A 25,756-nucleotide genomic window follows, 5' to 3' on the forward strand; every position below is an offset into this window, starting at 1 on the left:
CGCAACCCAGCGTAACCGTGAATTTCTATATTTAAACGCCTTATAAACTTTAAGGAGATATCGATCCCCTGATGCGAAAAAGCTTAAATCACAATGGCAGCAATTTTATTTGATCTTGATGGCACTCTCACCGATCCGAAGGTTGGGATTACGACCTGTATTCAATATGCGATGTCCAAACTTGGTCATCAACCACCAATTACTGATGAATTGCTATGGTGTATTGGACCACCCCTAAGTCTAAGTTTTGCACAACTGCTACAAACTGAGGAGCAAGCTGTAATTAATCGTGCTATTTCTTTGTATCGCGATCGCTTCTCAACCATTGGCTTATTTGAAAATGAGCTTTATCCCGAAATTCCCAAAGCACTTGCATCTATTCGTGCAGATGGCTATCAAACCTATGTAGCAACCTCTAAACCCCATGTGTACGCGAAGCAGATTATTGAGCATTTTGAATTGTCGGCTTTCTTTGATGGCATCTATGGCAGTGAATTAGATAGTACACGCAGTATTAAAGGTGAATTAATTAAGCATATTTTACTCACAGAAAATCTTGATCCTAATGCAACCGTGATGATTGGCGATCGCTCTCATGATGTGATTGGTGCAAAGCAAAATCAAGTTTTTGCGATCGGAGTCACCTATGGTTATGGCTCACCAGAAGAATTAAATAATCATGGTGCTGATGCTATTGTTCATTCCCCGAAAGAAATTCCTCCATTGATTGCAGTGAAATTCTGAATCCTTGAAAATTCCGCGTGGTTCAAGGATTCTATAAACTGACTGAAATGCGATCGCCCCCCAACTAAATCTCACAAGCGCTACAATCTTGGCAAATTTCCCCTAGAACCATATCCGATCATAGTTCGATGTTTGTGAAGGGATTGGAGATTACTATCGGATCTCTATAAATTTGTCGCCCAAAGGATAGAAACGTCTTGATATTGGCTAAACATATGATCAGCCGTCACAATCGTCATCTTTTCCAATCGAGCCTGTGCTATTAACATTCGATCAAATGGATCGCGATGATGTAAAGGTAAAGCCGCCGCTTGCAATGCATGATTGGCTGAAATATCGAGCGATCGCGCCCCCAATTGCATCATGCGACTTGAGATATAGCTATCTACTGGTTCTGGTAGTGGCAACTAGCCGAGCGCAACTTTGATAGACATTTCCCAGACACTTGCCACCGAAAACCATACTTCATTAGCTTCATCGACTATGCAAGCGATCGCCTCTTCACTCAAACGCTCTGGCTGGGCAAACCACCACAACCAGATATGAGTATCCATTAACAGTTTCACCCTTCACCACCCTCAAATGCTGACAAAATATCTTCTGGCAAAGGATCATTAAAATCTTCAGGCACGACAAAACGCCCACGATCTATTCCTAAACTAGCTTTTCGATTAGAAGAAGTACAAAATGGAACGAGCTTAGCAACGGGAACACCTCGGTTAGAAATAACAATCTCTTCTCCAAGTTCAACCCTTGACAAAAGACGGGAAAGATTAGTTTTAGCCTGATGAATATTAACGGTTTCCATATAAACATACTAGACTAAGTTTATTGACTAAGTTTAGTATAACAGGGCATCTCTAACAATTTGCCTTGTGCGATCGCTGATGCCTTGGGCTATAGATTCTCGATTACCAGCCACATTTAATACTTTGATTTGTTGTTCCAATAGCCAATCATGCAAAGTTAAAGCATTGGGATTGATGAGATAAGGCTTTTGATATTTGATGCAAGTGGCGATCGTTAATTTTGTTCCGTCGCTGTCGATATGATCCGCAAAAATCACCGTTGCATCAGCAGCTAGGACATTGTGGACAGTGCGAACCTCATAATCAGCGCTATCTGATTCAACCAAGCCAAACTTGGCAAGCTCTAGGTTTGCTCCCAACTCAGTTAGGTATCCTTTAGGAGCAAGTCCACCTATAGCAATACCAACATCCGCCGCCGCCAACAATCCGCCCCAGTCTGCACCAGTTTGTCCACCTGAAATGATTAAAGTTACGGGAGTGTTCATAGTCTGGATTGTAGGGTGTTACGAAGTGCGATCGCTACTGGATCTTTAAGGATCACAACACTATGATTTTTTCGCATCTATAGTTTTGTCTCGAACAAATTGTAAAGAAAACAATCAAAAAAAGAGAAAAGAATGTTAAAGAATTTGCAAAAAAACAGCACCAAAGTTGTAAGGCTTTCTGTCCTATTTGGATTGAGTGCTGTTGTTACAGCAGCCTGTAGCTTTAACATATCTACCGCAACGCTAGAAGATGTCAAAACCTGTACCGAAGCCCCAGAAAATCAGCCATGTGCTAGCGACATCTCTCAATTTCAGAACAACACACCCAAAATCTTTGTCACATCGAATATCAAATATGCACCTGAAGGAACAAAGATCAAAATTGATTGGAAATACTTAGGAGGTGAATCAGTTAAAGCAACTGATATTGATAGCATAACTCTCGAAACAAAGTCTGACACAAAATTCGTTTATTCCTATCTAACTGCCCCAACTAATGGATGGCCCGATGGTAATTACGAGATTGTACTTTCCATAAATACAGACAACTCCAAGCCTATCCGCAAGCAATTTTCTATCTCAAAGCCTAAATAATCAATTGCAGATTGATTTCCCATACAAACGGTAATTGATTCTAAATGCAGTCTTGAAACCACATTTTTGCATTGTAAATTTCCACTAGAACATCATGCGATCTTTGAAAAGACTATCTTCAATTATTGTCTATCTCTAAGTATTTAAGGATTTTGTAGAGAGATTAGGAATGGCTGTTTAGGCTTGCGGGTAGGTTTTACAGAGTGCGATCGCAAGTTCTCAGATATCATCCGTATAAAAAAGCGATCGCATCAAAAAGAAACTTATGCTTAACTTCTTCTAACTAAAACTGAATTACCTTGAATTGTCGCATCGTAAGTTCTGAGAGGTTTTCTAGATGGTCCACTAATGCCATTGCCATAGGCATCAAACTTAGCACCATGACAAGGACAGTTGTAACTTTGGCTGCTACTATCCCAACTTGTCGTACAGCCGTTATGGGTACAGGTAGGATCGACGGCTGCTAGGTTTTGTGGATTATCAGGAGAGCGAACCACTGCAATAGTCCCAATTTCAGTGTCCTTAAGAATTTGACCTGCATTGTCTAGATCGGCGACAGTGCCAACTACCAAAAAATTAGATTGTGCTGAAGCCGCATCGGGTTTTAACAAAGAAGAACAAGCCGCGATCGCTACAGGCAGATAACTTGCCACAGTGCCAACACCAAACAACATCAAAAATTTACGACGTTCCACGGTTAAATCTCCTTTAAATATTCTTTTTGGCAAAGACAACTAATCATGACATCTCTATGATTCAGACTACTTGTAGTATTGAGACAAATTTTTTGGCTAAAAGGTTCATATATTTACAAAATGCGATCGCCCCTAAATTTCATCTTATAAACGCTACAATCTTGGCAACTTTCCCCTAGAACATCATGCGATCGCTCAAAGACAGTTTGAGGTGTAAGTGTTGCTGATTCCCATGTGAACGGTTATAGGGGATATTCGGATTCACTGGGGAATAGCAAATCTTTGGATAGAGTCGAGAGGTGATCGGTGATTTCTTTGGCTGTCATGGATAAAGCCTAGTTATTTTGATATGACCATACTGCGGTTATTTGGATCGGATTCTGTTACAAAGTGCGATCGCATTGTAACGATTAGCGTGACATCATTGTTATTGGTATCTTCCCCCTCAAAAAAAACGATAATCGCTGTCTCCACAATGACCATTGAGTAAGAAGTTGATCGCTCCGTTACAAACTGCGATCACCAATAGCTCGGCAAACATGAGATTATGAGGGTATTAAGATTTTCCACTAGAACCAATCTGGGTAAACGCCATGAAAGCAAAGCAGATTTTGACTACTGTTACCTCTGCGATCGCACTGCTGTTAATCGGGCATACTTTTCATGTCTATGGTGTTTCTTAGTAGTAGTTTCAACTTATCATGCCACACCACCGCAGTCCCTATTTTATGCAACAATGCCATTCTCTATTATGTTGAATATCAATCAAGCTTTGCTGGGTATTGTCACTAGTGCTTCTATCTCTATCCTCGCCTGTAGTACTGAAATACAAGCTGCTAAGCCACCAAATCCATTAAAGGGTATTTGGATCTCTGACGACAGTAATTCAGGTCTCTCCAGAATGCGTTTCACCGCAGATGGGCAAGTAATGATTTTGCCAATCGTTGCCTATGAAGACAGAATAGGATCTGAGAAAATCGCCAAGTATGTTTTTTCTGCTGACGGTAAGAAGTTAGCAATTACAACTAGCGATCAAGTGACCACAAACTATGACGTTCAAGTGCTGGCAGATGATAAAGCTACTTTATTCAACTCCACAGGATCTTACTATTCCAAAAAGCTTAAATTAAGAAAGGCTTGCGAGACTTCTGAACTAACTTCTTCGCCAAAAAATCCAGTGCTTGGAACTTGGTTGATGATTGCACCCCGAGCGATGGTAGTGAGAGCAATTTTTACCTCAGACAATAAAATGATTTGGCGATCTATTGATGAGACGCAGAATTCTGCGCGTTCTGAATTCCCATATACGATCACTCAAAACAGTCAATCATTCACAATGGTAATCTCCGACAAAGAAAAAATCCCCTATGTTTACGCATTAAAAAACGATCATCAAATGACTTTTGCGGCAAAAACTAGCAGAGAAAAATGGAATCTATTCAAGATCTGTGACTCAATAGCACTACCTGCCATTCAACCGAAGTAGTAATGTTGTCGGCGGAGAATAGCGATCGCACAGAGGATTTCTTAACACGATCAACCACTGTAAATATTTACACCTGTTCTGGTGGAAAATATTTTCCACTAGAACCGCGATCGCCTATCTATAACCAATACCCCAAATACCCGATTGCGATCGCTGTCTCAATTATGTCCATAGCAATGATTTAGTCTGTGAGATCCATCCTGAAGGCATTGACGCTGAAGTCTGTCCCGATCTGAAGTTACCAGTGACTTATGAGACTGACCATGTGCCAAGCCTGACGCGATCGCAGCAGTACCAAATCTTAGAAAGCATTTAAGAAAGCAAGGGCGCACCAAAACAGGTATGAATACTGATGAAGTCTAGTATCAGCCAGCCAAAATGCGCCAAGCCTATAATACCGATTTATCCAATGAAGAGTGGGAAATAATTGCACCAATGCTGCCAAAACCATCAAAATTGGGGAGACCACCAAAAACAAATTTTCGGGAAGTGCTGAATGGGATTTTCTACATAGCCAAGAATGGTTGTACATGGGAAAATCTGCCCCATGATTTGCCACCATATTCAACGGTCTACTTCTACTTTCAAAGATGGACAAAAACAGGAGTTATAGCTGAAATCAATTACCAGATAAGCACACAAGTACGATTAGCTGATGGTCGAGAAGCAACACCGAGTCTAGTCAGTCTCGATAGTCAAAGTGCTAAGTACAGGACAAAAATTTAATGGAGTTAAAGAAGGCTTGAGAATTGAGATGTAAGTCAAAGATGATGTGACGAAGGAAATCAAAACCAAGGCGAAAAATGCTTTTAGGAAGACGACCGTGTTTTTTAGGCTTGAGGGGATTTAGTTGAGCCAACCAAAGCCCAGAAGAAAAAGCCCAACATAAAGCCAGAGTAAGCAAAGCAATTAGTTTGGAAAGACGTTCAGGATCTTGAAGATGAGTGGACTCCAAACAAAAGCCACGGGTTTTAAAGCACCCGAATAAAGTCTCAATAGCCCAACGCTTAGCATAGTCAGCAATAGCCGTATCAGGGTCATGAGTCGTCGCGACAATTAATAAATCGCCATCATCAAGACGCATAGCGGCTATACGAAGCCAATGGTTCCAAACCTTTCTGGGCTTGGACAATACTTTGGACTGACCAACTTGGAGGTCTTGAAAACAAATGTCGGCACGCAGTTTTTTCTGCCCGTCATTGAGCAAAGTATTTTTACGGCGGATACGAAAACGGTTACATGGTTCACACAACAAGTAATCTAACCAATCCTCACCGACAAACTCTCGGTCTGCACTCAAAAAGTCGATTTTGCGGTCTCCAAATATTTCCAGAAATCGATTACACAATTCACAGCGCTCACGGGTGTTTGAGTTACCTTTTTTGTCCAGCATCATCCATACCAACGGGAATGCAATACCGTAATGCACTATTCCCAATGTCAGCACATTAAACACGGTTTTACCGAATTCCCAATCGGTGCGGTCGATAGAAATTACCCAAGGTTCGGGGATTTGCATGACTTTGACGACCATGAGTGCGATCTTTTCATAGTCCACTTCAAAGTCTCGAAAAAATCTCTGTAACCTCTTATAGTGTGATTCGACTTTGGCATAACCACTAAATCCTGTGGCAATTTCAGCTAGGTTTACTGTCTTTACTCGCATTAGCGCGATCAAGAACATGGACACAAAGGCTAGTCTTGCTCTATTCCATTGCAGATGTTGCTGCAACTTTTCTCGGAATAGGTTAATCTCTTTCATAGGGGTTTTATTTACGATGTGGTTATCTTTTATAAAACCCCTCCCTGCCTACTTTTGCAACTTTTTGTCCTGTACTAAGATCAAAGTGTTAAAACAATGGATAGTGCAGGTAGTCGTGGTATTGATGGTGGTAAAAAGGTCAAGGGTCGCAAACGCTTCATCATGGTTGATACATTGGGGTTAGTCTTTGGCGCTCTCGTATGCCCAGCAAATGTTGGCGAGAGAGCAGGAGCGATGAGACTATTAGCAAATCTCAAGTATCCACTGAGACGCTTACAAAAGATATTAGTTGACAAGGGATTCTCTGGCGAGGATATCACCCAGTGGGTTAAAGACAACTTTAGTTGCACTTGGGAAGTAAGCAAACGGGCTGAAGCGCAGAAAGGGTTTGTTGTTGAATCAAAGCGTTGGGTAGTGGAGAGAACCTTCGCTTGGATAGACAAATATCGTAGACTTAGCAAGGACTATGAATTTTATGAGAATATCTCAGAGTCGTTTATTTACATAGCTTTGATCCGAAAAATGCTTAAAAATCTTACTGCTGTCAATTGATAAATGCTTTCTAAGAAGCATTCATCAATTGAATAAATCTCGACTTCTGGCACAGAGGCAAAAAGAACACCTTAGACACGACGACTCATATCCCCATAAAGTTCGTAGTTAGATGACAGTGCGATCGCACCTGCTTTTTGAAGTACAGCTTTATATTTGTGGTAAGGGGTACCCATTGGAATACCGAGTGCTTTTGCTTCAGGCGATCGCGCTACGATACAACCATCATTGTTCGACAGTACGACTACAGGCTTACCCTCAAGCGATGGGTCAAACACTCGCTCACAGCTAACGTAGAAGCAATTGCAGTCAACGAGAGCAAACATCTCTGATATATGTACGACAATCTTATTCTAGCAAGTTAGATCTAGGATTGGGTATGATCAATATAAGCTTTAAGGTACACGATTAATGAAGTCTCTAATTCCTACGATCATGCTATGAATAGCTACAGAGTTTACCGTGGAGATTGAAGAAGGATCGTGTGCGGCACTATTTCTTAGATCGCCCCACGCAGTCACTTGCTTACTGTCACCCAAAGAGAAAAATGAGATAGCACCTTTTTTCTGCTCCGCTGACAGAGCATCTTTATAATTGTTGATACTTCCATTACCAGACCAATTGATGTTGTAACGTAGGCAGAGATCCTTAAGATGGGTTTCGAGTGTCCCCCCAGCAAGTACAGTTGCGGCTGCAAAGTATTTCGACTCAAATAGGCTCTCAGCTTGTTCAAGAATATCGGCGCAAGTTTCGTTCTTTGCGTCCCAAATTCCACGCCAAAGCGAGCCATCCCTCACATCCTCAAGTACAGCATTCAATAGTCCGACCATACTACTCCTTGGGCTGTCCCATCCTGGTTCAAGGACTCCACTAGCGCCTACGGTAGCTAAGTCAGAGACAATACCCATTGCAATGACAACATATGGAGAATTAGGTGCACAGTACCTCTGAACCACCGATGCTCCACGGAAGATTGGACTCTTCCATAATTCGAGAGGGAAGGAAGCATTCCTCAGCTTTTCTAAGGCAGCAAGGAGATCTCGTTCGGCATCTGGTGGGGTCATAGAGATTCTGATGAGTACTTATATAGTGGTGGAGTCTCAGTACAATATCATCATGGCGTTGGGTTGAGATTTAGCGATCTCTATTTACATATAGGCATTCAACCGCAAATAAGCTCGACTCTCAGTATACATCTTTTGCAATTGTTCTGTAGTCATAGGACTTGCCGTCGTTCTAGTGGCAAACATCGATTTCTATTTTCCACTAGAACCGAAAACTAAGTTTTTTGTTGCTGAGGTGCTATTTAATTCTATCTAAATCAATCCCAATTGCTTGAACCATAATTTTTCAAAACTAAACCCTTCTAATTTTTGAGATAAAGTGGCTGCCTGTTGAAGATCTACTTCAGAAAATTCAAACTGGTGTTCTTTAGCAAGAACAACTACATCACTTGACGATTTACATTGTCTGAGTCTTTGATTTAACTCTTGATTATTTTGGGCTGTTTCAAAAAAATTCTGTATCGACCCAGATAGCTGTGACACCCATTGGTGAAAAGCAGTTTGCGCGATCTCCTTTAAATCATCGTTAGTTAATTCAATACCCATCGCTTTAGCAATAAGAATTAATTCCACAGGCGATTGAATCAAATCAATTTTCTCTTGTAAGTTAATTGATTGTGAGATTTGGTCTTTAAATTCTTGTAGAGATTGAGAAGACATGAAAATGACCTGAGTAATCTTATTGTTTCTGAAAAATTGATCGCAGTCCATTTCAAAGGTTTTCACAATTTTCCTCTAGAGCATCAAACATGGTACTAAAATCTGCTACACCTATAATCTAGACTCACATATTTTCGCCTATTATTTTTCATCCATGCGATCGCATCATTGGGGGTGATGGCATATTGTATCTGGCAAATGTTTCCTTGGTTTTTAGCCATGATGATCGCGGGAACGATCGCTAGTTATTCGATCATGCAGATTATTCCCCTATTTGTTAAATGAGAGATCGGGATTATTACCAAGGCTATGAAGCGGCATTATACTAACAAAGAAAGGCGATCTCGTGAGATCACCTTTCTTCTTTGGTCATTTAAAATTTTGTTTTGAATAGATAACAGTTCCTATCGAGTAGGAACTTTGAAATCATATCAGAAATAAAGTTTGCATTTTGTGGAAACTGAGATTCATAACAAAAAGGTGTTTAAGCATCCTGTCGCTATGAAAGCTACGATTTATTACTCCAGATAAGATTGCTATACATAGACAACCTCAAAAACTTCTAATGACTCAACTTTTCCCTTGAGTTTTAAAGATCCAATGCCACGACATTCCACCTTATCTTGTACAGCAGCATAAGTCTCCGAACCGATCAGAATTTGATCTGGCTGAGCTTGGCTTTCTAGACGAGCTGCTGTGTTAACAACATCACCTAAAATGGTATAGTCCATCCGTCGATCGCTACCGAGACAGCCTGCCATAACTTCGCCAGAATTAATTCCAATACCAATGTGAATCGGCACAGTCTCAGTTCGATTGATTTCAGCCACTTTTTGCTGGATTGCGATCGCACATTGCACAGCTCGAAGTTCTTGGTCAGTCTGCTCGATGGGAGCCCCAAAAACAACCATCACCGAATCCCCAATAAATTTATCGATCGTCCCTTCATATTGGAACACTGTATCGATTATTTCCCGAAAATATCGATTGAGAGTTAGAAAGATTTCTGACGGAGAGCTTTGTTCTGCACGAGTTGTAAAGCCACGAACATCACAGAAGAAGCAGGTGACATATTTTCGTTCGCCTTCAACTATTTGCTCAAAGTCTTGCTGAGACATAATCCTGTCTACAAGCTGTTGAGTCACAAAGCGTCCAAACATCTCTTGAAACTGCTTAGCGCGAAAGTTTTCTTGTTCCCAGAAATGTTGTATCCGCAACAGTGGATTCTGTAATACTTCACGTTGGTAAGTTTGGATCCCCACAAGTCCATTTTTAACCAAATCTCTCGATCCATTTTGCATGGTGAAATGTTTGTGATTCGGAAGCCGATTTAAGATATTGCGGGCTAAATAGTCTTCCAATAAAGGTTTTACTTCATCATCAATATGAAGGACTTCAAAAGATGCACAACGCCCAATTTTTCCTCGACCAGAACATACTTGGCAGCCAATCTCGCGCCATAGTTCTTTTGATTTACGACTATCAGGATAAACCAGCCGAGTCTCCTCCAAACTCGCTGCAACTAACTGTCCACAGTTACCACACAAACGAGGTAGGAGCATTTGTGAAACTACCCCTGAAACATTCTCCAAAATCTCTTGGCTGGTTAACCCTCTAGCCCGTAGGTTGGGAAGTACATCTATTCCTACAAAAGGAGTGTCAATACAGGCAAAGACCCAGTGCTTAGATTTTGCTGCCATGAGAGCTGCTGCTTCGTTATTTCCATTGAGTATATCAATGACGATAATAGTTGATGGATTGGCTGTTGCCTGATCAATTGCATCCAACCAAGCTTGTTCAGATGGCTCCACATGTTGAGTCACCCAACTTTGAGGTAATTGTAATTGTACTAAATCGAACCAATTGCTCTCCTCGGAGAGCAAGGTAACAGGCAAACTTTTTTGCCAAGCATAGTAAGCAATTATAAATAATGTTGTGGTTTTGCCTGTGCCAAGTTGTCCTGTTATAGGAAATAAACCAGGTTTCCCCTCCAAGATTTTTTGTACTAAAAGTCTGGCTTCAACTGGTGAAATATATGGATCGAGCTTGAGTTCCTCAAGACTAAGTTTTTCTGGCATTTGGATTATTAATACTCCGATGTAAGGGTAAAAATGAGAGACAGAAAAAATCTGATGCCAATTAATATCCTCTACATCAGTTGAGTTAATAATGATTTGCAACACAAACGCACAATGACAAACAACACATCTATGGTGTGATATGCAACCAGTTTACCTGTCTTCCAGTAAATAATAGACCTGTTGGGTAGTAACAATTAAAATCGCTAAAATCGTTATCCAGAAAAGGTTTCAGTAGTTTTAAATCAATAACCTTGAAACTTTTACCCAGATTAGCTTTTGAGGCTTTTGAGCTTATTACCCAATAGGTCTACTGGTTGTTAAATGAAATAGGCGATCGCGGGTATGAATATCAAGATAAAGATAATTTTTGAAGATCTAACTAAAAAAACTTGCTATTCAAATTTTTCACTTCCAATCGGAGAGCTTGAAAGTGTCAAGGTTGATCGCCACGATAGAACTGTTATAGCGGTTTTCAAATGAGCATGAGCAAGGTAAAATGAAGAGAAAATGCAAACAGGAAAAGCGTATTCACAGGATTTGAGAGAACGAGTAATCGCAGGTTATCAAAAAGGGAAAACCACGATGAAAGAAGTAGCAGATAGGTTTGCGGTAAGTCGAAACTGGGTCAATAATCTGGTGCAAAGACAAAAACAAACAGGAAGTGTGTCGGCAAAACCCCATGGAGGAGGAGCAGTAGCCAAAGTCAACGCAACCCATTACCCAATCCCAGAAGCAATCATTGATGGTCAAAACGACATAATCTTGCTAGAAATCAGGCAAAGGTTCGCGGAAAAGACAGAGATATTGGGAAGTCAGTCCACGATTTGTCGAGCCTTGTAGGAAATCGAGTTAACCCGCAAAAAAAACTTTTCATGCCGACAAACAAGAAAGTGAAGCAGTCAAACAGTTGAGACTAGAATATCAACTGATGATGTGGGCAATCGAAACCAATAATCTGGTGTTTATCGATGAGTCAGGCACAAACCTAAATATGGCTAGGACTTATGCAAGGTCAAAAAAAGGAACAAGGGCACATGGGTGCAACCCACACAACAAAGGTAAAAATCTGACCATAATCGCGGCGATCACCATTACGGGTGTAATTGCGGCTCTATCATTTTTTGGTAGTAACAATGCAGTAACTTTTTTGTTTTATGTGACTGAGGTACTTGTACCACAGCTAAACGATACAATGGTCGTTGTGATAGACAATCTCAATCTCCACTGTAGCGATGAGGTCAAAACTGCAATTGAGCATACTGGCGCTAAACTGATTTTCTTACCCACTTATTCTCCTGATTTATAACCGATTGAGATGTTTTGGTCAAAAGTCAAATCCATTTTGCGTTCAATTGCTCCGAGAACCACTGAGCAGCTTCATGCGGCTATCACTCTCGCTTTCAATTCTGTTTCCGAATCTGACTTCTTTGGTTAGTTTTATGAATGTGACGCTCGTACTACGCTCATTTGAAAACCGCTATACTTACAGCAAATTCCGATCAGTTGTGCCACAGCTAAAATGTTAAAACCAAGACGGGGCTTCACCCTGCGACCATTTTCTTGTGGTGGGTTTGAAAGAAAACATCTGTAACGGGCTTGGTGTCCCTAGGGGCAATACGAGTTTTTCCTTGCCTTTTGCTTTCTTTCGCTTAGTCAATGATTTTACTCTTTGACCTTCTTTTAAGATACAAGGGGCAATGCCCACGTGCTTGCCCTGTCACGCTAGCAGCAAGAGGTCTATCATCTGCGTTCCACGTAACATCAGTCCTAATATTATGTTGAGAACTGTTTGCTAGTCAGTCGATGGTGGGACATTTGAGCAATATCGATCGCAGGTGTACAAGACCACATGTCATCCAAGGAGCGTGACATTGATTGAGAGACAATCGCGTCGATCTCTGTTGCCATCTTGCAAAGAATACTCTGTGCGCTCAAATGTCCCAAAACGCCCAAACGAATCGCCGCACCGACTATCCCCGTCACAAAATTATGCAAGAATGCAAAACTTGTATCGCGTTCACTTAGATGCACTGCACGACCAACGATCGCAAACACGATTGGGTGTAAACCTGGCGTTTTGTTGATATCAACATCTTCCTGCAATGCTTCCAGTTGAGGATCATTCCAAGTCGATCGCGCTACCAGTAATAAAGCCTGTCCGCTTCGCTGCTGCGCTTCACGGGTCGTCTGAATTAACATCTGAGCATACAAATATGCATCCGCTCGCCGCACTTCCTGTAGATCGTTGTTGGTGCTGGCACGATGCGCATGGATGAGGGCAATCAAATCTGAACAACCCACTTTGTTATGTAGCAACAAATAGAGAAATGTTTCTATATCCTCTGGATTATGAATCTGATTAGTTTGCACCATTGCTTCCAAACCGTGGGAAAGCGTGAAGGAACCCGATGGAAAAAAAGAATCAGACAATTGCATCAGAGCAAGACGAGAATCAATCATAGCAATCAATTGGCGATAATTAGTGATGAGAATGGGAGGAAAATTGAATCTGATTAGTGGAAGAGCGCACTTCATAGTCAATACATAAGTTCGGAATATTGACGTTTTTTACAGTGGCTTCCATTACAGCGCGATCGGCTACCATTTCTACATAAATGCGATCGCCATTTACTAGAATCGGCCAGTGATGGTTACCAAGTACATGTCCCAAATAGATTAAGTCAATCGCATGTTTTGAGACATCACCACTAACGCTCAGAGTCATCACAGTTTGCCCAGTGAGATTGACTAACAGTAATTGTCCAGATTGCATCGCGAACAAATCGCCTGTTCCGAGCGACTGCTCTCGGCTTTTGATGATGCCTAGCTCAATGCCCGTTGTCGAAAAAGCATGAATACGACCTTTGCCACTATCTTCTGGTTGCAAATAGACCTCTAGCAAGGTTCCCGCTTGTTGAGCTTGCAATACTTGCTGCTGTAGAGATTTATCGATTTCTTGATTACCTAAATAGGTTTCGGTTAGGACTGTCATTTGTATATCTCAGGTAAAGGTGGTTGAGCATTTAGATGCCGCATTCTGGTCAATGCATAGTTGATATAGGCTTTAAGGCTCGGTACATTTGACGACATCGCACGCATAAGCAAACCATTACAGTTAGGCAAGGTCGAACAGGCGGCAGTTAACTCTGGATAGATTTGGACAAACCCTTCTAAATCCCGTTCCAAAGATTGTAAATCGCCCTCTGGCGCAACTAAAATTATGCTGGCAAGAATTGGTTGAGATGTAAAAATTGGATTGTTAGTCAGCGGCTCAGCTTTGCCCAGCAAACGCATCGCATCGGTAAAGACCAAGTCTCCGTCAGTGTTACAGACTTTTAAGCGACTGAAATACTGCCTAAAATGGAAGCATTCTCCCCTTGCTAACCGCCCAGGAATCATGATTTCGCTTAGAAACAGGTTCCCAGTTGGGGCGATCGCTATTTGGATAGTCTGCTCCAGATTGGCATCGCGATAGAGAATCAGTGGTTCAGGGACAAACTCCAAACTTGACCCTGCGCCAATCTCAAAGTCATAACGAATACGGGCAAACTGACCAAATGGCATTAGATGGACTTTTGAGGCTGACTGATCAGTGAGATACAGACTTGTACGATCGCGTAATTTGGCTCCGATCTGAAAGCGATCGCCCGCCAACAGCCCAGGGGAAGAATTCATAATGTATAGATAAGCGCGATGGGCATCGGTAGGGTCGAGCCTTAACGGACGGGACAGCCGAAAAGGATAGGTTGCATACTGACGATACACAAATGATCGCCCAAATTGATCGAGTCCCATCTCTAAGGTGAGTTGTTGTGGGGAAACTGGAGGGTTTAGCTTGGTGATTGGTGGAGCGATGAGTTCAGCTAACATATCTATCGTTTATTCATATTCTTAAATTGTGTTCTCAACGAGTTCGCAATCGAGTTGATCAAGCTAGTTCTCGAACGGACTGAAATAGTAATTTGTCAAAGATGAACTGCATCACCCGATCTAATCCTTCACCCGTTTTACAGTTGGTATAGGCGATCGGTTTACCTTTTCTTCGTTCGGTAGCATCGCGATCGATGATGTTCAGGTCAGCTCCCACATAGGGCGCAATATCAATTTTGTTAATTACCACCAGATCGGCTTGCATAAATCCCGGCCCATTTTTGCGGGGAATATCATCGCCTGCGCCCACATCCAGCACAAAAATATAAGCATCAATTAAGTCATAGCTAAATGTCGATGCCAAATTGTCGCCACCGCTTTCGACAAATACCAGATCGAGTTCTGGAAAAGCTCGCTCTAGATTGCGGATTGCCAACAAATTCATTGTCGGATCTTCACGAATCGCGGTATGAGGACAACTACCTGTTTCCACACCCACAATTCGATTGGCAGGTAAGACTCCTTGACGCTTGAGGCGATCGGCATCTTCTTGCGTCAACAAATCATTTGTGACCACAGCGACTTCAATCCCTTGCTGCATTAGTAAAGGTAATAACCTTTCCAGTAGAGCCGTTTTGCCACTGCCGACCGGCCCACCGACACCCAAACGCGCCACTGATTTTTTCATTTTTACCTAAAGATATACAGCCGACCAAGAGGAACACGCGAAACAGGTTCGCAGGTGGCAATTTCACCATTCACCCGTACCTGAAAAGTGTCGGGATCGACTTCGATTTCAGGACAAGCATTGTTATGTAACATATCTGCTTTGCTGAGGGATCTCGTATTTTTGACTGGCAAAAGTTGTTTGCGAAGTTTTAGCTTGTCGGCTAAGCCGCAATCTAAAGCAGTCTGAGTAACAAAGCAAAAAGAAGTAGACTGCTTGGCACTACCATAGCTGCCCCATTGAGGACGATAAAGGATGGGTTCGCAAGTCATGAGCGAAGCATTTGATTCTCCCATAGGCGACCAAGCGATAAAGCCTCCCTTAATTACTAGCTCTGGTTTAACTCCAAAATAACCAGGATGCCAAAGCACAATGTCCGCGATTTTACCTGCCTCAATTGAACCTACATGGGAATCAATTCCGCAGGTTTTGGCAGGATTAATTGTGTACTTTGCGATGTAACGCAAAATCCGTTGATTATCATGGCGATCGCTATCTTCAGGAAGTGCGCCACGTTGGTCTTTCATCTTGGAAGCCAATTGCCAAGTACGACAGATGACTTCGCCAATCCTGCCCATACCTTGACTATCGGAACCCATCATGCTGATTGCTCCCATATCATGCAGAATATCTTCGGCAGCAATAGTTTCAGCACGAATACGAGATTCCGCAAAGGCGACATCTTCAGGAACTTTTGGATTGAGGTGATGGCAGACCATTACCATGTCTAGATGTTCATCAAAGGTGTTAACCGTATAGGGATTGGTGGGATTAGTAGAAGACGGTAGACAGTGAGAATAGGAAGCCACCTTAATGATGTCTGGGGCATGTCCACCGCCAGCACCTTCAGTATGGTACATGTGGATCGTCCGACCGCGAATCGCTGCTAGCGTATCTTCCACATAGCCTGACTCATTGAGCGTATCAGTGTGAATTTGGACTTGAAAGTCATGCAGATCGGCAACAGAAAGACAGGTGTCAATCAGAGCAGGCATTGCGCCCCAATCCTCATGAATTTTTAGCCCGATCGCACCGCCTTCTATTTGTTCGACGAGACTTGCTGGGAGACTCGAACTCCCTTTACCCAAAAAGCCAAAATTAATCGCAAACCCCTCAGAAGCTTGCAGCATTAAGCCCATATTATAGGCTCCGCCCGAACAGATGCCCACGGTGACTGGTCCCAATCCACCCCCAATCATAGTCGTTAATCCGCTAGAAAGCGCCTCGGCACAGAGACCTGCACTATCAAAATGAACATGACAATCAATTCCACCTGGTGTAGCGATTAAGCCTTCAGCAGATCGAACATCTGTATTGGCACTAATAATTAGGTTGGGCTGGACTCCATCCATTACGCCAGGGTTGCCTGCTTTACCAATACCGACAATTCTGCCATCTTTGATGCCAATGTCTGTCTTAACAATCCCCTGCACGGGGTCGATCAGCACCACATTGGTGATGACAAGATCCAAGGCTCCTTCCGCCGCTGTCACCCCAGAAGCTAAGCCCAAACCATCACGGAGAGTTTTACCACCGCCAAAAACACACTCATCACCATAGACAGTAGTATCTCTCTGAACTTCCGCAATTAATGATGTATCCCCTAACCGAATCCGATCGCCTGTGGTGGGACCAAACAGCTCAGCATAACGCTCCCGACTAATTTCCATGACTTTCCTCTACTATCGTGCTGTAACCCAATCTTTGCACGCGCTCCATCGCCATTTCTTTGGCGTTGGGAGCATCTAACGCCTGATTTACCAAGCTATTCAGTCCTTGGATATGTCTTGTGCCAGCGATCGCTACTAACGAAACAGTTTTGGTATCTCCCGGCTCAAATCTAATCGCTGTCCCAGCAGGAATGTCCAACCGAAATCCATAAGCTTGGGCGCGATCGAATTGCAAAGCCCGATTCACTTCTAGAAAGTGGTAATGGGAACCAATTTGGATCGGGCGATCGCCTAAGTTCGCTACTGTCAGAGTTTTAGTCTCTCGACCAGCATTTAGTTGCAATGAGCCAGATTCGCAGAGCACTTCACCAGGAAAAGAATTTTGAGAGTTTGAAGTTGGAATGTTTGTCATATCAGTTTCAGGTTCCAGGGCTACGAATTGGATTGTGAATACTGATCAGCTTAGTACCGTCGGCAAAATGAGCTTCGACCTGAATCAACGGAATTAGCTCTGTCACGCCCGGCAAAACATCCTCGGTCGTCAATAAAGTCGCACCTTCGGACATCAGCTGCGCCACGGATTTATCTTCGCGTGCGCCTTCGATCATGGCATCAATAATGTAGGCGATCGCTTCAGGTACATTCAGTTTGAGACCTTTTTCTTTGCGACGACGGGCGATTTCGGCTGCTGTAAAAACAGTCAGCCGTTCAACCTCTCTGGGAGTTAAGTACATATCAACTCTTTAAACGGTCTAATGGCTGTTGCATTATGTTGTTTCTTTTCTAGTTAGTGAGTAGTAAAAGTTACAATAATTTCTTGAATTATTTAAGGATTATTTTTAGAATTCTATTTATATTAGGATTTCGCGTAAGTCCTAATATAAATAGGACTTACGCGAAAATGCCCTGAGAGCCTTATTCCATCGTAGATACTGTCTTGAGCTAAGTACAGGACAAAAATTTAATGGAGTTGAAAAAGGCAACAGAATTGAGGTGTAAGTCAAAGACGATATGACGAAGGAAATCAAATCCAAGACGAAAAATACTCTTAGGTAAGCGACCATGCTTTTTAGGTTTGAGAGGATTGAGTAAGAATTGCCAAAGCCCAGAAGAAAAACACCAACACAAAGCCAGAGTGAGTAAAGCAATAAGTTTAGAAAGCCTTTCTGCGTCCTGAAGATGAGTGGATTCTAGACAAAAGCCACGGGATTTAAAACAACCAAACAAAGTCTCAATGCCCCAACGCTTAGCATAGTCAGTAACAGCAGTATAAGGAGCATGGTCAGTAGCCAAGAGCAACAAATCGCCATCCTCTAGACGCATTGCTGCAATATAAAGCCAATGTCCCCAAATTTGCCTACGTTTGCACAACACCCTAAATTCACCAATCTGGAGGTCTTGAAAACAAACTTCAGCCCGCAGTTGTTTTTGTCCATCGTCAAGCAAAGTGTTTTTACGAATGCGGATTCTAAGTGGGGTACATGGCTCATACTGCAAATAGTCAAACCACTCTTCCCCTGGTAGTGATAAAAAGGAAAGGATGGAGGAAAATATCCAGATGGTTGTTACAAAGTAAAGCGAATGTCAGAGTCAATGCCATCGTGCCCATCCAGCCAGTCGTTATCAGTGGTTAAAAACGGTAGTACAAGGCATGGGAAACAAAATTATAAATGTCGGGATTGTGGTCGTCAATTTGTAGAAAATCCACAGTGGCAGAGAGTTTCAGAGCGTATCCAAGACACTTATGACCTTTTAGAGACACTACTACTAGAAAAAATCCCTCTAGCTGGAATTGCCAGCGTCCTCAAGGTGTCAGAACGATGGTTGCAGAGCTACGTCAATCATAAATATGAGAACGTTCCTCAACAGGTTAAGGTAGAACCAAAAACAACACACCGTTTGACCATACAGATGGATGAATTATGGTCTTTTGTGGATGAAAAAGGCAATAAACAGTGGGTATGGCTTGCCATTGATGCCAAGACTCTTGAAATAGTGGGTTGTTATATCGGCGATCGTTCTGGGGACTCAGCTCAGAAGTTATGGGAATCGTTGCTTAGTGTCTATCGACAATGTGCGGTGATTTACACTGATTTCTACACACCTTATCCAGTTGTCCTACCCAGCAAACGTCATAGGGCAGTCGGTAAAGACTCTGGAAAGACCAATTATATTGAGAGATTCAACTGTACGTTACGACAACGAGTATCAAGACTAGTTAGAAAAAACCTATCCTTTTCTAAAAAGTTGGAAAACCACATTGGCGCGATTTGGAATTTTATTCATTACTACAACGCTTCTTTGCCTGCTCGTTCATCCTTATCCTTTTTAGGACTACCATAAAAAAGACCACAATATCATTGTAGTCTTGGCTTGTAATGTATATATTTCAACTAACGGGACTGATCGGGATCGAACCGATGACCTAGCGCTTAGGAGGCGCTTGCTCTATCCAACTGAGCCACAGCCCCAAAAACTGTGTTTAGTAATTTACAGCAATTATACAAATATTATAACCATCGTCACCCAAATTTGATAGCACCAAAGAATTAATGATTTTCAGTTACTGACTTATAGAGCTTCGAGAAACCTTTGAAAGCGTTGCTTTCAAAGGTTAATTCAGATCAAATATCTATATATCATTGCATTACAGAGATTTGATCTGAATTAATTCGCAATTTACCAACTGCGTCCATTAACCGATCGCCTTAAACCAGATCCAACTAATTCCCTTTCTTCATTTTGAGAACTATTGGAAGCATCCTTAAACAGAGTTTCCTGTTTATCAGTCTGATACTTTTTCTCGTCACGAAGTAAGACTCCACGAATTGTCCTTACTAGCGATCGCTGGGCTAACTTAGATACCACATCACGACCAAGGCTGAGAGTTTGAGGTTTACTGAGGATGCGAGTTGCTAAGGGCAAAATATCATTGGGAGTGATTGGCTTATCTTTTTGGAGGATTGACCATAGTCTTGCGATATATCCTAAACTTGATGGCGTTTCTGTCTTAGTAATATTTTCCTTAACTTGAGGATCAACCACAATGTCGCCAATTAGAGAAGTGCGAAGCCTCTCAGGTAAGCGCTTACTGGCTTCTACTTCAATACCTTTGACAATTTCATCGATAATGCGATCGTGCATGAACTCACTACGATCAGATAGAAGAAAATCTATGCCTTTATCGAGAGTTCCATTCAAATTATAGTCAGGATTAGTTTGAGCATTACTTAAGAGATTTTCGAGGCGATTCCAACGGAATTCACCATCGCGGAATAGCAAATCTTTAAGAGCCATCCGTAACTCTGGGGCTGGGTCGTTCAGCAATCGGTTCGCAACATAGGGATAGGCGACAGCTAACACCTTAAAGTTGCGATCAACGCTAAAAGCAATACCTTCGAGCGTAACTAGCGATCGGATAATTAGAGCATAGTAGGCAGGAACTTGGAAGGGATAGTCATACATGATCTGTGAAAGTTGATCGGTCATGTCTTTAAAATCCATTTGTGTCAAGCTCTGACCTTCAGGCGGATTAAACACTTCCGATAAAGCAGGCACGATCGCACTAAAATCAATATCCTCTGTGAGAAAACCTAAGCGCACATAGTCTTTAGAGAGGGCTGCAAAGTCACGATTTACCAAATGCACGATCGCTTCAATGAGACCAAATCTCTGTTCTGCCGAAACTTCGCTCATCATTCCAAAGTCTAGATAGGCTAGTCTACCATCTTCCATTACCAACAGATTTCCTGGATGTGGATCAGCATGAAAATAGCCATAATCGAGTAACTGTCTTAAAGAACATTGCACACCAACTTCGATAATGTGCCGACTATCAAAGCCAGCCTCTTTGACTTTTTGGACATTAGTTAACTTAATGCCTTCAATCCATTCCATAGTCAGCACTCGCTTAGCGGTGTACTGCCAATAGATTTTCGGTACATAGATTCCTTCTAATTCGCCGTAATATTTGGCGAATTTTTCGGCATTATGTCCCTCAAAGGTGTAGTCCATTTCCTCAAAGATGCGGCTTGCAAACTCATCAAGAATTCCAGCTAAGTTACTCCGCACAAATTTGAAGGTCTTCTTCATCCATGTGGCAATGCCTCTGAGGATATACATATCAAGGGCAATACCTGCGGCAATATCAGGACGCTGAACCTTGATGGCGACGAGTTCCCCCGTTTTCAATCTCCCCTTGTAGACTTGTCCTAGAGATGCGGCTGCGATCGGGTTTTCGGATATTTCTGCATAGACTTCTGATGGATCAGCCCCTAGAGCATCACGGATAAATTGGAAAGCAATATCATTGTCAAATGCTGGCAATTGGTCTTGTAGCTCGGAAAGCTCGTCCATGAATATCGGCGGTACGATATCTGGACGGGTTGACAGGGCTTGACCAATCTTGATGAAGGCAGGTCCCAGTCGAGTTACAAGTTGACGCGATTCGATCGCCAGTTTTTTTAATTTTTCTGCTGATGCTTTAGTATTGAAGCGCAATCTGAGAAACAACCAAATTAGTGGCACAAAAATCACTACACAGCGCCACCAGACCCGCAGAGGTTGGTTACGGTAGTAATTGGCGATCGCCTGAATATCATAACGATCTAACTCAAAGTCTGATTTAGTTGCGGACATAGGACTTTTGTAGGCTCACTTTTAGACTTAGCGTATAGATTAGTTTAACAATTTGTTACACAATTCGGGATCGCTCTTTAGAATTAAGCTCAAAGTACAAGACAGTGCATTACGCCGCTTTTTAATATTTTTAACGCGAGTTCGGGATAATTTGAAACGGGCTTTGAGAGAGGGTTTGCGTAGCAAGGCTTTTACTTTTGGGCTTTTAAAGTTTGCTAGCTTAACCCCAACTGACGTTATTTTTAAGTACCAATTGCTGGATGTTTCACAAAATAGAGGTTAGTGGCTTTGCAACTAACCTCTATTGATTGGATTAAAAGCTTGCTTGCAGCCCTACTCTATAAGTCAGCCCTGGTTGATAGATCCGATTCGTTTTTTCGTAACTATTGTCAGTCAGATTTTCAAGATTTAGGGTTAGAGCAAGATTTTTAGATAATGGCGCTTTAGCATTAAAGTCGAGACTTAGATAGGAAGGCGAAAAATCAGTAGCCGCTTGCCCTGCGGCAGCATTATTAAATACCGCACGGCGTGAGCCACTGGAATAATTAAAAAATAGATTCGCTTGCCAACCATTGGATTCATAGCTCACGCCTAACTTACCGACAGAATAGGGAACCGTCGCTAACTGCAAACCAACTTCTGAAGCTGTTTTACTACTAGTAATTTTGGCATCTGTATAGGTATAGTTGAGGAATGATGAAAACTCAGGGGAAATTTTCCATTTCAGAGCTGCCTCAATACCGTTGGTGTTAACCTGTCCAATGTTTTGCCACTGTCCTGCGATAATTCCTAAGCGATCGCTAAAGCTACTGCCAAAGTAAGTAAGCTGCGCCAGCAAAGATTCAGTCACATTGATGTCTAGCCCAGCCGTCCATGCGATTCCCCGCTCAGGAATGAGATTAGGATTAGGCTGCCAGTTATGCACTGTATCAAATACATAAAGCTGGTCGAGTCCAGGGTTGCGCTGAAGCACAGCAAAGCTATTGCGAAAGGCAATATCAGGTGTGATATTCCATCTTGTGCCAATAGTGGGATTGAGATAGCTGCCAAAATCATTGGTGAAATTCTGGCGTAGTCCTGCTTCTAATTGGAAATTATTATCGATTTTCCATGTATTCAGAGCAAAGAGAGCTATCAGGGAGCGATCGCGATTGATAGTGCCATTAAAGGGAACTAATGCAGGAACCGTACTAAAAACGTCACCTCGCAGAGAGTTACTATTGATATCAAAACCCCAAGTGAGTTTATTGTTTGCTGTAAGTTGCCATTGATGCTCAATGCGACCACTCAAAGCTCTAGAGTCCAAAGCGCCATTGCGGAAAGCACCACCACTAGGATTATAGGTATTAAAGAAATCTTGATTAAACGCAATTGTCGTCTTTAAGATCGAATCATCACCATGACCTAATTTGCTAGTAAGCGTTGCACCAATATTAAACAAATCATGGTCGAGGCGATCGCGTTGCAGTGGGAAGCCAAAATAAAGCAGTCCACGCCGACTAGCGGTCTTATAAGCATCAATGCTCAAAGAATTGCGAGAATCAAAGGGGAAATCAACGCTACCATAAAAGTTGTCGAGCCTTGTATCGCCATTAAACAGACGACCATCAGCAGGATTGCGATTAGCTGCTCCCACAGGTACGGGATAATTATTATCCGTTGAGAAACGCTCATAGCCTAAACGGAAATTGACATTGCCACTTGTACCTCCATAGCCAACACGATAACGTTGATAGCCGTAAGAGCCTAATTCGATGCCAGCAGTTGCCTTAAGCGGTTGAGGCTCTTTCTTAGTAATTAGGTTGACAACGCCACCAAAAGCCTCTGAGCCATAGAGAGTAGCACTTGTGCCGCCTGTTAACTCTACTCTTTCAATTGCATCAACGGGAATGCTATTTAAATCAGTTGCGCCATGATAGGTACTGATATTACTGCCTATAGAGCGACCGTTAATCTGGAAAATTGTTTGGGTAATCGAAAAGCCCCGCAAAAAAGTTCCAGTATGGATATCTGCGCCAAAACCATAGTCGTTAATTGCAAATCCTGGTAAGCTGCGTAAAAGTTCGGCTGCGGTACTAGGATTCCGTTTCTCAATTTCTTCTTTCGGAACAATATAGGCAGGTGCAGAAGTAGGAGCAAATGGAGATTTTTTACCTGTGACATCAAGCTGAATTTCATCACTATCAGGGGTTTGAGCAACGGATTCAGGTTTAGACGCAGTTCCTAAATTAGATCGCGCAGGTAGTAAATCTGAGCTTACTTGAGATGCTTGGGCTTGCAATTCCCCAACTGTCAAAATATTTGTATTTTGATTGACCTGATTAATATCCTTATGAATATTTTTAGGGGCAACTATGGGTTCTGCTTTAGTCAAATCGGCAGCACTAAAAATAGCTACGGCAAAGCTAGGAGCTAAGAGTAGCAACTTCACACAATTCATATTTGTCTCAACTCCTCACAAGTTCAATCTCATTACTTTAGATTTGATTAGAATTAAATCTAAAGTAATGAATTATCTGCTTTCTTAATAGTTAAAGTCAAAAGACAGAACGTCAAACTTAATTGTTTTTGAGTATTTTTAGACTTATTTAGGCATTTATTAGAACCAAACTATTTTTTCGTAGCGATCGCCATTTTTGCACCCTCAATTTTACGAATACGATCCATGACGGCGATCGCTTTTCCATGAGCAACATTTTCATCAGCGTTAATCACTACAATATTTTGCTTCTCTTGAAGTATTAGCGATCGCACCTGTGGCTCCAGATGCTCTAGAGCAATTGGCTGACGATTGAGAAAGAGATTGCCTTGGGCATCTAGGGAAACGACAATTTTATTCTGAGTTTGTGATTTGGCGGTCGAAGCTTGAGGAAGGCTCACTGGCAAGCCTTCCGTGCGATTGAGTACAAGTGTCGCGGTAATAAAAAATGTCAAAATCGCAAACACAACATCAATCATCGGAATGATATTGATTTGAAAAGGAGATTCAGGTTCTTCAGGAAGTCGCATAGTTATCCCTTCTTAAATCTTTGCGTAGAGTTATCTCTGGCTCATAGTAGTAGCGACGATAGAGAAGCTCTAGTTGACCGCCATATTCTTGGATTAAAGCAATTTCCTGCTGATAAAATCCGCGAAATGTATTTGCAAAAACTAAGGTAAAGATGGCAACCACTAGCCCTGAAGCTGTCGAAACAAGAGCTTCGCTAATACCTGCGGTCACATTAGCGGTACGGCTGCCCCCCACATCACCAAGGGTAAGCGAGGCAAATGAAGTAATCAATCCCAGTACTGTCCCCAATAGTCCCAATAATGGGGCAAGACTGATAATTGTTTCAAAAGCAGTATTAAAGCGCTTGAGAATAGGAACCTCAGCCTGAGCTTCGCTCTCAAGGGCTAGCCTAAATTCTTCGGGATTCGGATATTCTAATTCCAGAGCAGCTAAAAAAATTCGGGCGATCGGAAATTGTAAATTGTTCTGTAACTTTGCTAAGGCAGTTTCGCGATCGCTAGCATAAATTTTTAAAACATCGCGTACCAAACGTTTTTGCTTACGTTTAATCGTTAACCAAAATTTCACACGTTCAGCAGCAAGAGCAACAGCCAAAACTGAGAAAGCCGTCAGTGGATACATGACAATTCCACCAGCAACAAAAATTCGTCCAATGTCCATAAAAAGTTAAAGCAGCAGGTAAAAAGCGTAAAAGATTGAATTTTTGCTTGACTCTTTACCATATCGCTTTTTTATAACTAAAGAAAGTTTGACAGCCTGTCAAACTTTGAGAACTATAAATTATGGTAAAACTGTCAAATCAAATTCCCAACAAAATTTGCTCTGCTTTTTTACTACATCGCTTATCATGTGCTTGTGCAAAATAAATTACCAAAACCCATAAAGTTGCGCCCCTATGGGGCGCAACTT

At 42.1% G+C, this 25,756-nt stretch carries 29 protein-coding genes, 1 tRNA gene and 3 pseudogenes; 9 read left to right on the forward strand and 24 right to left on the reverse strand.

Annotated elements, in window-relative coordinates:
• Positions 1-93 precede the first annotated feature (93 nt).
• On the forward strand, positions 94-744 hold the full coding sequence (locus HC246_RS22600; protein WP_169365689.1) for an HAD family hydrolase: 651 nt from the start codon (positions 94-96) through the stop codon (positions 742-744).
• Between the two features lie 164 nt (positions 745-908).
• Here HC246_RS22600 and HC246_RS27075 read toward each other — a convergent pair.
• The 3 genes and pseudogenes from HC246_RS27075 to HC246_RS22615 all read right to left on the reverse strand — a co-directional run bounded on the left by HC246_RS27075 (position 909) and on the right by HC246_RS22615 (position 2,038).
• Positions 909-1,310 (reverse strand): annotated as a pseudogene (locus tag HC246_RS27075) (type II toxin-antitoxin system VapC family toxin).
• A complete protein-coding gene (locus HC246_RS22610) occupies positions 1,307-1,552 on the reverse strand; it encodes a type II toxin-antitoxin system Phd/YefM family antitoxin (protein ID WP_169365690.1) in 246 nt (81 codons plus the stop codon). Before HC246_RS22610 ends, HC246_RS27075 begins: the two are co-directional and overlap by 4 nt.
• Before the next feature lie 33 nt (positions 1,553-1,585).
• Positions 1,586-2,038 (reverse strand): YpsA SLOG family protein, encoded by a 453-nt coding sequence (locus tag HC246_RS22615; protein ID WP_169365691.1) that lies wholly within the window; start codon positions 2,036-2,038, stop codon positions 1,586-1,588.
• Between the two features lie 132 nt (positions 2,039-2,170).
• Between HC246_RS22615 and HC246_RS22620 the strand changes: the two genes are divergently transcribed.
• On the forward strand, positions 2,171-2,632 hold the full coding sequence (locus HC246_RS22620) for a hypothetical protein (protein WP_169365692.1): 462 nt from the start codon (positions 2,171-2,173) through the stop codon (positions 2,630-2,632).
• A gap of 269 nt (positions 2,633-2,901) precedes the next feature.
• On the opposite strand, the gene HC246_RS22625 is transcribed toward HC246_RS22620, so the two are convergent.
• The 3 genes from HC246_RS22625 to HC246_RS22635 all read right to left on the reverse strand — a co-directional run bounded on the left by HC246_RS22625 (position 2,902) and on the right by HC246_RS22635 (position 3,810).
• A complete protein-coding gene (locus HC246_RS22625; RefSeq protein ID WP_169365693.1) occupies positions 2,902-3,327 on the reverse strand; it encodes a QcrA and Rieske domain-containing protein in 426 nt (141 codons plus the stop codon).
• 242 nt (positions 3,328-3,569) lie between these two features.
• Positions 3,570-3,653 (reverse strand): nuclease A inhibitor family protein, encoded by an 84-nt coding sequence (locus HC246_RS27080; protein ID WP_169365937.1) that lies wholly within the window; start codon positions 3,651-3,653, stop codon positions 3,570-3,572.
• A gap of 13 nt (positions 3,654-3,666) precedes the next feature.
• Positions 3,667-3,810, reverse strand: coding sequence for a hypothetical protein (locus HC246_RS22635; protein WP_169365694.1), 144 nt, complete (start codon positions 3,808-3,810; stop codon positions 3,667-3,669).
• 253 nt (positions 3,811-4,063) lie between these two features.
• On the opposite strand from HC246_RS22635, the gene HC246_RS22640 reads away from it, so the two are divergent.
• The 3 genes from HC246_RS22640 (at position 4,064) to HC246_RS22650 (ending at position 5,539) form a co-directional block, all read left to right on the forward strand.
• The gene (locus tag HC246_RS22640; RefSeq protein WP_169365695.1) at positions 4,064-4,813 is read left to right on the forward strand and encodes a hypothetical protein; all 750 of its coding nucleotides are present in this window, start codon (positions 4,064-4,066) and stop codon (positions 4,811-4,813) included.
• 2 nt (positions 4,814-4,815) lie between these two features.
• Positions 4,816-4,998 (forward strand): hypothetical protein, encoded by a 183-nt coding sequence (locus HC246_RS22645; RefSeq protein ID WP_169365696.1) that lies wholly within the window; start codon positions 4,816-4,818, stop codon positions 4,996-4,998.
• Positions 4,999-5,191: 193 nt separating this feature from the next.
• Entirely contained in the window at positions 5,192-5,539 is a 348-nt protein-coding gene (locus HC246_RS22650; RefSeq protein ID WP_225903095.1) for a transposase, read from the forward strand.
• Here HC246_RS22650 and HC246_RS22655 read toward each other — a convergent pair.
• Positions 5,517-6,575, reverse strand: a complete 1,059-nt coding sequence (locus HC246_RS22655) for an IS4 family transposase (RefSeq protein ID WP_169361901.1) — start codon at positions 6,573-6,575, stop codon at positions 5,517-5,519. The two genes, HC246_RS22650 and HC246_RS22655, sit on opposite strands and share 23 nt — an antisense overlap.
• 96 nt (positions 6,576-6,671) lie before the next feature.
• On the opposite strand from HC246_RS22655, the gene HC246_RS22660 reads away from it, so the two are divergent.
• Positions 6,672-7,127, forward strand: coding sequence for a transposase (locus HC246_RS22660; RefSeq protein ID WP_225903096.1), 456 nt, complete (start codon positions 6,672-6,674; stop codon positions 7,125-7,127).
• A gap of 8 nt (positions 7,128-7,135) precedes the next feature.
• Here HC246_RS22660 and HC246_RS22665 read toward each other — a convergent pair.
• The 4 genes and pseudogenes from HC246_RS22665 to HC246_RS22680 all read right to left on the reverse strand — a co-directional run.
• A pseudogene (locus HC246_RS22665) lies at positions 7,136-7,453 on the reverse strand (Y-family DNA polymerase); the annotation flags it as partial.
• A 69-nt stretch (positions 7,454-7,522) separates the two neighbouring features.
• Positions 7,523-8,191, reverse strand: a complete 669-nt coding sequence (locus tag HC246_RS22670) for a hypothetical protein (protein ID WP_169365697.1) — start codon at positions 8,189-8,191, stop codon at positions 7,523-7,525.
• Between the two features lie 252 nt (positions 8,192-8,443).
• Complete coding sequence (locus HC246_RS22675; protein ID WP_169365698.1) at positions 8,444-8,917, reverse strand: Nif11-like leader peptide family RiPP precursor; 474 nt, start codon at positions 8,915-8,917, stop codon at positions 8,444-8,446.
• Between the two features lie 470 nt (positions 8,918-9,387).
• A complete protein-coding gene (locus tag HC246_RS22680) occupies positions 9,388-10,929 on the reverse strand; it encodes an ATPase, T2SS/T4P/T4SS family (RefSeq protein WP_169365699.1) in 1,542 nt (513 codons plus the stop codon).
• Between the two features lie 510 nt (positions 10,930-11,439).
• Between HC246_RS22680 and HC246_RS22685 the strand changes: the two genes are divergently transcribed.
• On the forward strand, positions 11,440-11,772 hold the full coding sequence (locus tag HC246_RS22685; RefSeq protein WP_169365700.1) for a COG3415 family protein: 333 nt from the start codon (positions 11,440-11,442) through the stop codon (positions 11,770-11,772).
• Between the two features lie 88 nt (positions 11,773-11,860).
• Positions 11,861-12,238, forward strand: a complete 378-nt coding sequence (locus HC246_RS22690) for a transposase (RefSeq protein ID WP_169365701.1) — start codon at positions 11,861-11,863, stop codon at positions 12,236-12,238.
• A 467-nt stretch (positions 12,239-12,705) separates the two neighbouring features.
• On the opposite strand, the gene HC246_RS22695 is transcribed toward HC246_RS22690, so the two are convergent.
• From HC246_RS22695 to HC246_RS22730, 8 genes and pseudogenes are all read right to left on the reverse strand, one after another.
• Positions 12,706-13,392 (reverse strand): urease accessory protein UreF, encoded by a 687-nt coding sequence (locus HC246_RS22695; RefSeq protein WP_169365702.1) that lies wholly within the window; start codon positions 13,390-13,392, stop codon positions 12,706-12,708.
• A 19-nt stretch (positions 13,393-13,411) separates the two neighbouring features.
• On the reverse strand, positions 13,412-13,924 hold the full coding sequence (locus tag HC246_RS22700; protein WP_169365703.1) for an urease accessory protein UreE: 513 nt from the start codon (positions 13,922-13,924) through the stop codon (positions 13,412-13,414).
• Positions 13,921-14,802 carry an urease accessory protein UreD gene (locus HC246_RS22705; RefSeq protein WP_169365704.1) on the reverse strand — a complete coding sequence of 294 codons (882 nt, stop codon included), beginning with the start codon at positions 14,800-14,802 and terminating at the stop codon, positions 13,921-13,923. The genes HC246_RS22700 and HC246_RS22705 overlap by 4 nt, the downstream gene beginning before the upstream one ends.
• Before the next feature lie 58 nt (positions 14,803-14,860).
• A complete protein-coding gene (ureG, locus tag HC246_RS22710; RefSeq protein WP_103668215.1) occupies positions 14,861-15,490 on the reverse strand; it encodes an urease accessory protein UreG in 630 nt (209 codons plus the stop codon).
• A 2-nt stretch (positions 15,491-15,492) separates the two neighbouring features.
• Positions 15,493-17,199 (reverse strand): urease subunit alpha, encoded by a 1,707-nt coding sequence (gene ureC / locus HC246_RS22715; RefSeq protein WP_169365705.1) that lies wholly within the window; start codon positions 17,197-17,199, stop codon positions 15,493-15,495.
• Positions 17,189-17,611 carry an urease subunit beta gene (locus HC246_RS22720; RefSeq protein WP_169365706.1) on the reverse strand — a complete coding sequence of 141 codons (423 nt, stop codon included), beginning with the start codon at positions 17,609-17,611 and terminating at the stop codon, positions 17,189-17,191. Before HC246_RS22720 ends, ureC begins: the two co-directional genes overlap by 11 nt.
• 7 nt (positions 17,612-17,618) lie before the next feature.
• Entirely contained in the window at positions 17,619-17,933 is a 315-nt protein-coding gene (locus HC246_RS22725; protein ID WP_103668218.1) for an urease subunit gamma, read from the reverse strand.
• Between the two features lie 208 nt (positions 17,934-18,141).
• Positions 18,142-18,717 (reverse strand): annotated as a pseudogene (locus HC246_RS22730) (transposase); the annotation flags it as partial.
• A 63-nt stretch (positions 18,718-18,780) separates the two neighbouring features.
• On the opposite strand from HC246_RS22730, the gene HC246_RS22735 reads away from it, so the two are divergent.
• A complete protein-coding gene (locus HC246_RS22735; protein WP_169365707.1) occupies positions 18,781-19,542 on the forward strand; it encodes an IS1 family transposase in 762 nt (253 codons plus the stop codon).
• 54 nt (positions 19,543-19,596) lie between these two features.
• Here HC246_RS22735 and HC246_RS22740 read toward each other — a convergent pair.
• The 5 genes from HC246_RS22740 to HC246_RS22760 form a co-directional block, all read right to left on the reverse strand.
• Positions 19,597-19,670: transfer RNA gene (locus HC246_RS22740), tRNA-Arg, on the reverse strand.
• 208 nt (positions 19,671-19,878) lie between these two features.
• Positions 19,879-21,837, reverse strand: coding sequence for an ABC1 kinase family protein (locus HC246_RS22745; protein WP_169365708.1), 1,959 nt, complete (start codon positions 21,835-21,837; stop codon positions 19,879-19,881).
• 313 nt (positions 21,838-22,150) lie between these two features.
• Positions 22,151-24,277, reverse strand: coding sequence for a TonB-dependent receptor plug domain-containing protein (locus HC246_RS22750; RefSeq protein ID WP_211167930.1), 2,127 nt, complete (start codon positions 24,275-24,277; stop codon positions 22,151-22,153).
• Positions 24,278-24,447: 170 nt separating this feature from the next.
• Positions 24,448-24,846: an ExbD/TolR family protein gene (locus tag HC246_RS22755; RefSeq protein ID WP_169365709.1), complete on the reverse strand. Its 399-nt coding sequence runs from the start codon at positions 24,844-24,846 to the stop codon at positions 24,448-24,450.
• A complete protein-coding gene (locus HC246_RS22760) occupies positions 24,833-25,507 on the reverse strand; it encodes a MotA/TolQ/ExbB proton channel family protein (RefSeq protein WP_169365710.1) in 675 nt (224 codons plus the stop codon). Before HC246_RS22760 ends, HC246_RS22755 begins: the two co-directional genes overlap by 14 nt.
• Between the last annotated feature and the right edge of the window lie 249 nt (positions 25,508-25,756).

The organism is Pseudanabaena yagii GIHE-NHR1 (assembly GCF_012863495.1).
In the GTDB taxonomy this organism is placed as follows: Bacteria; Cyanobacteriota; Cyanobacteriia; order Pseudanabaenales; family Pseudanabaenaceae; genus Pseudanabaena; species Pseudanabaena yagii.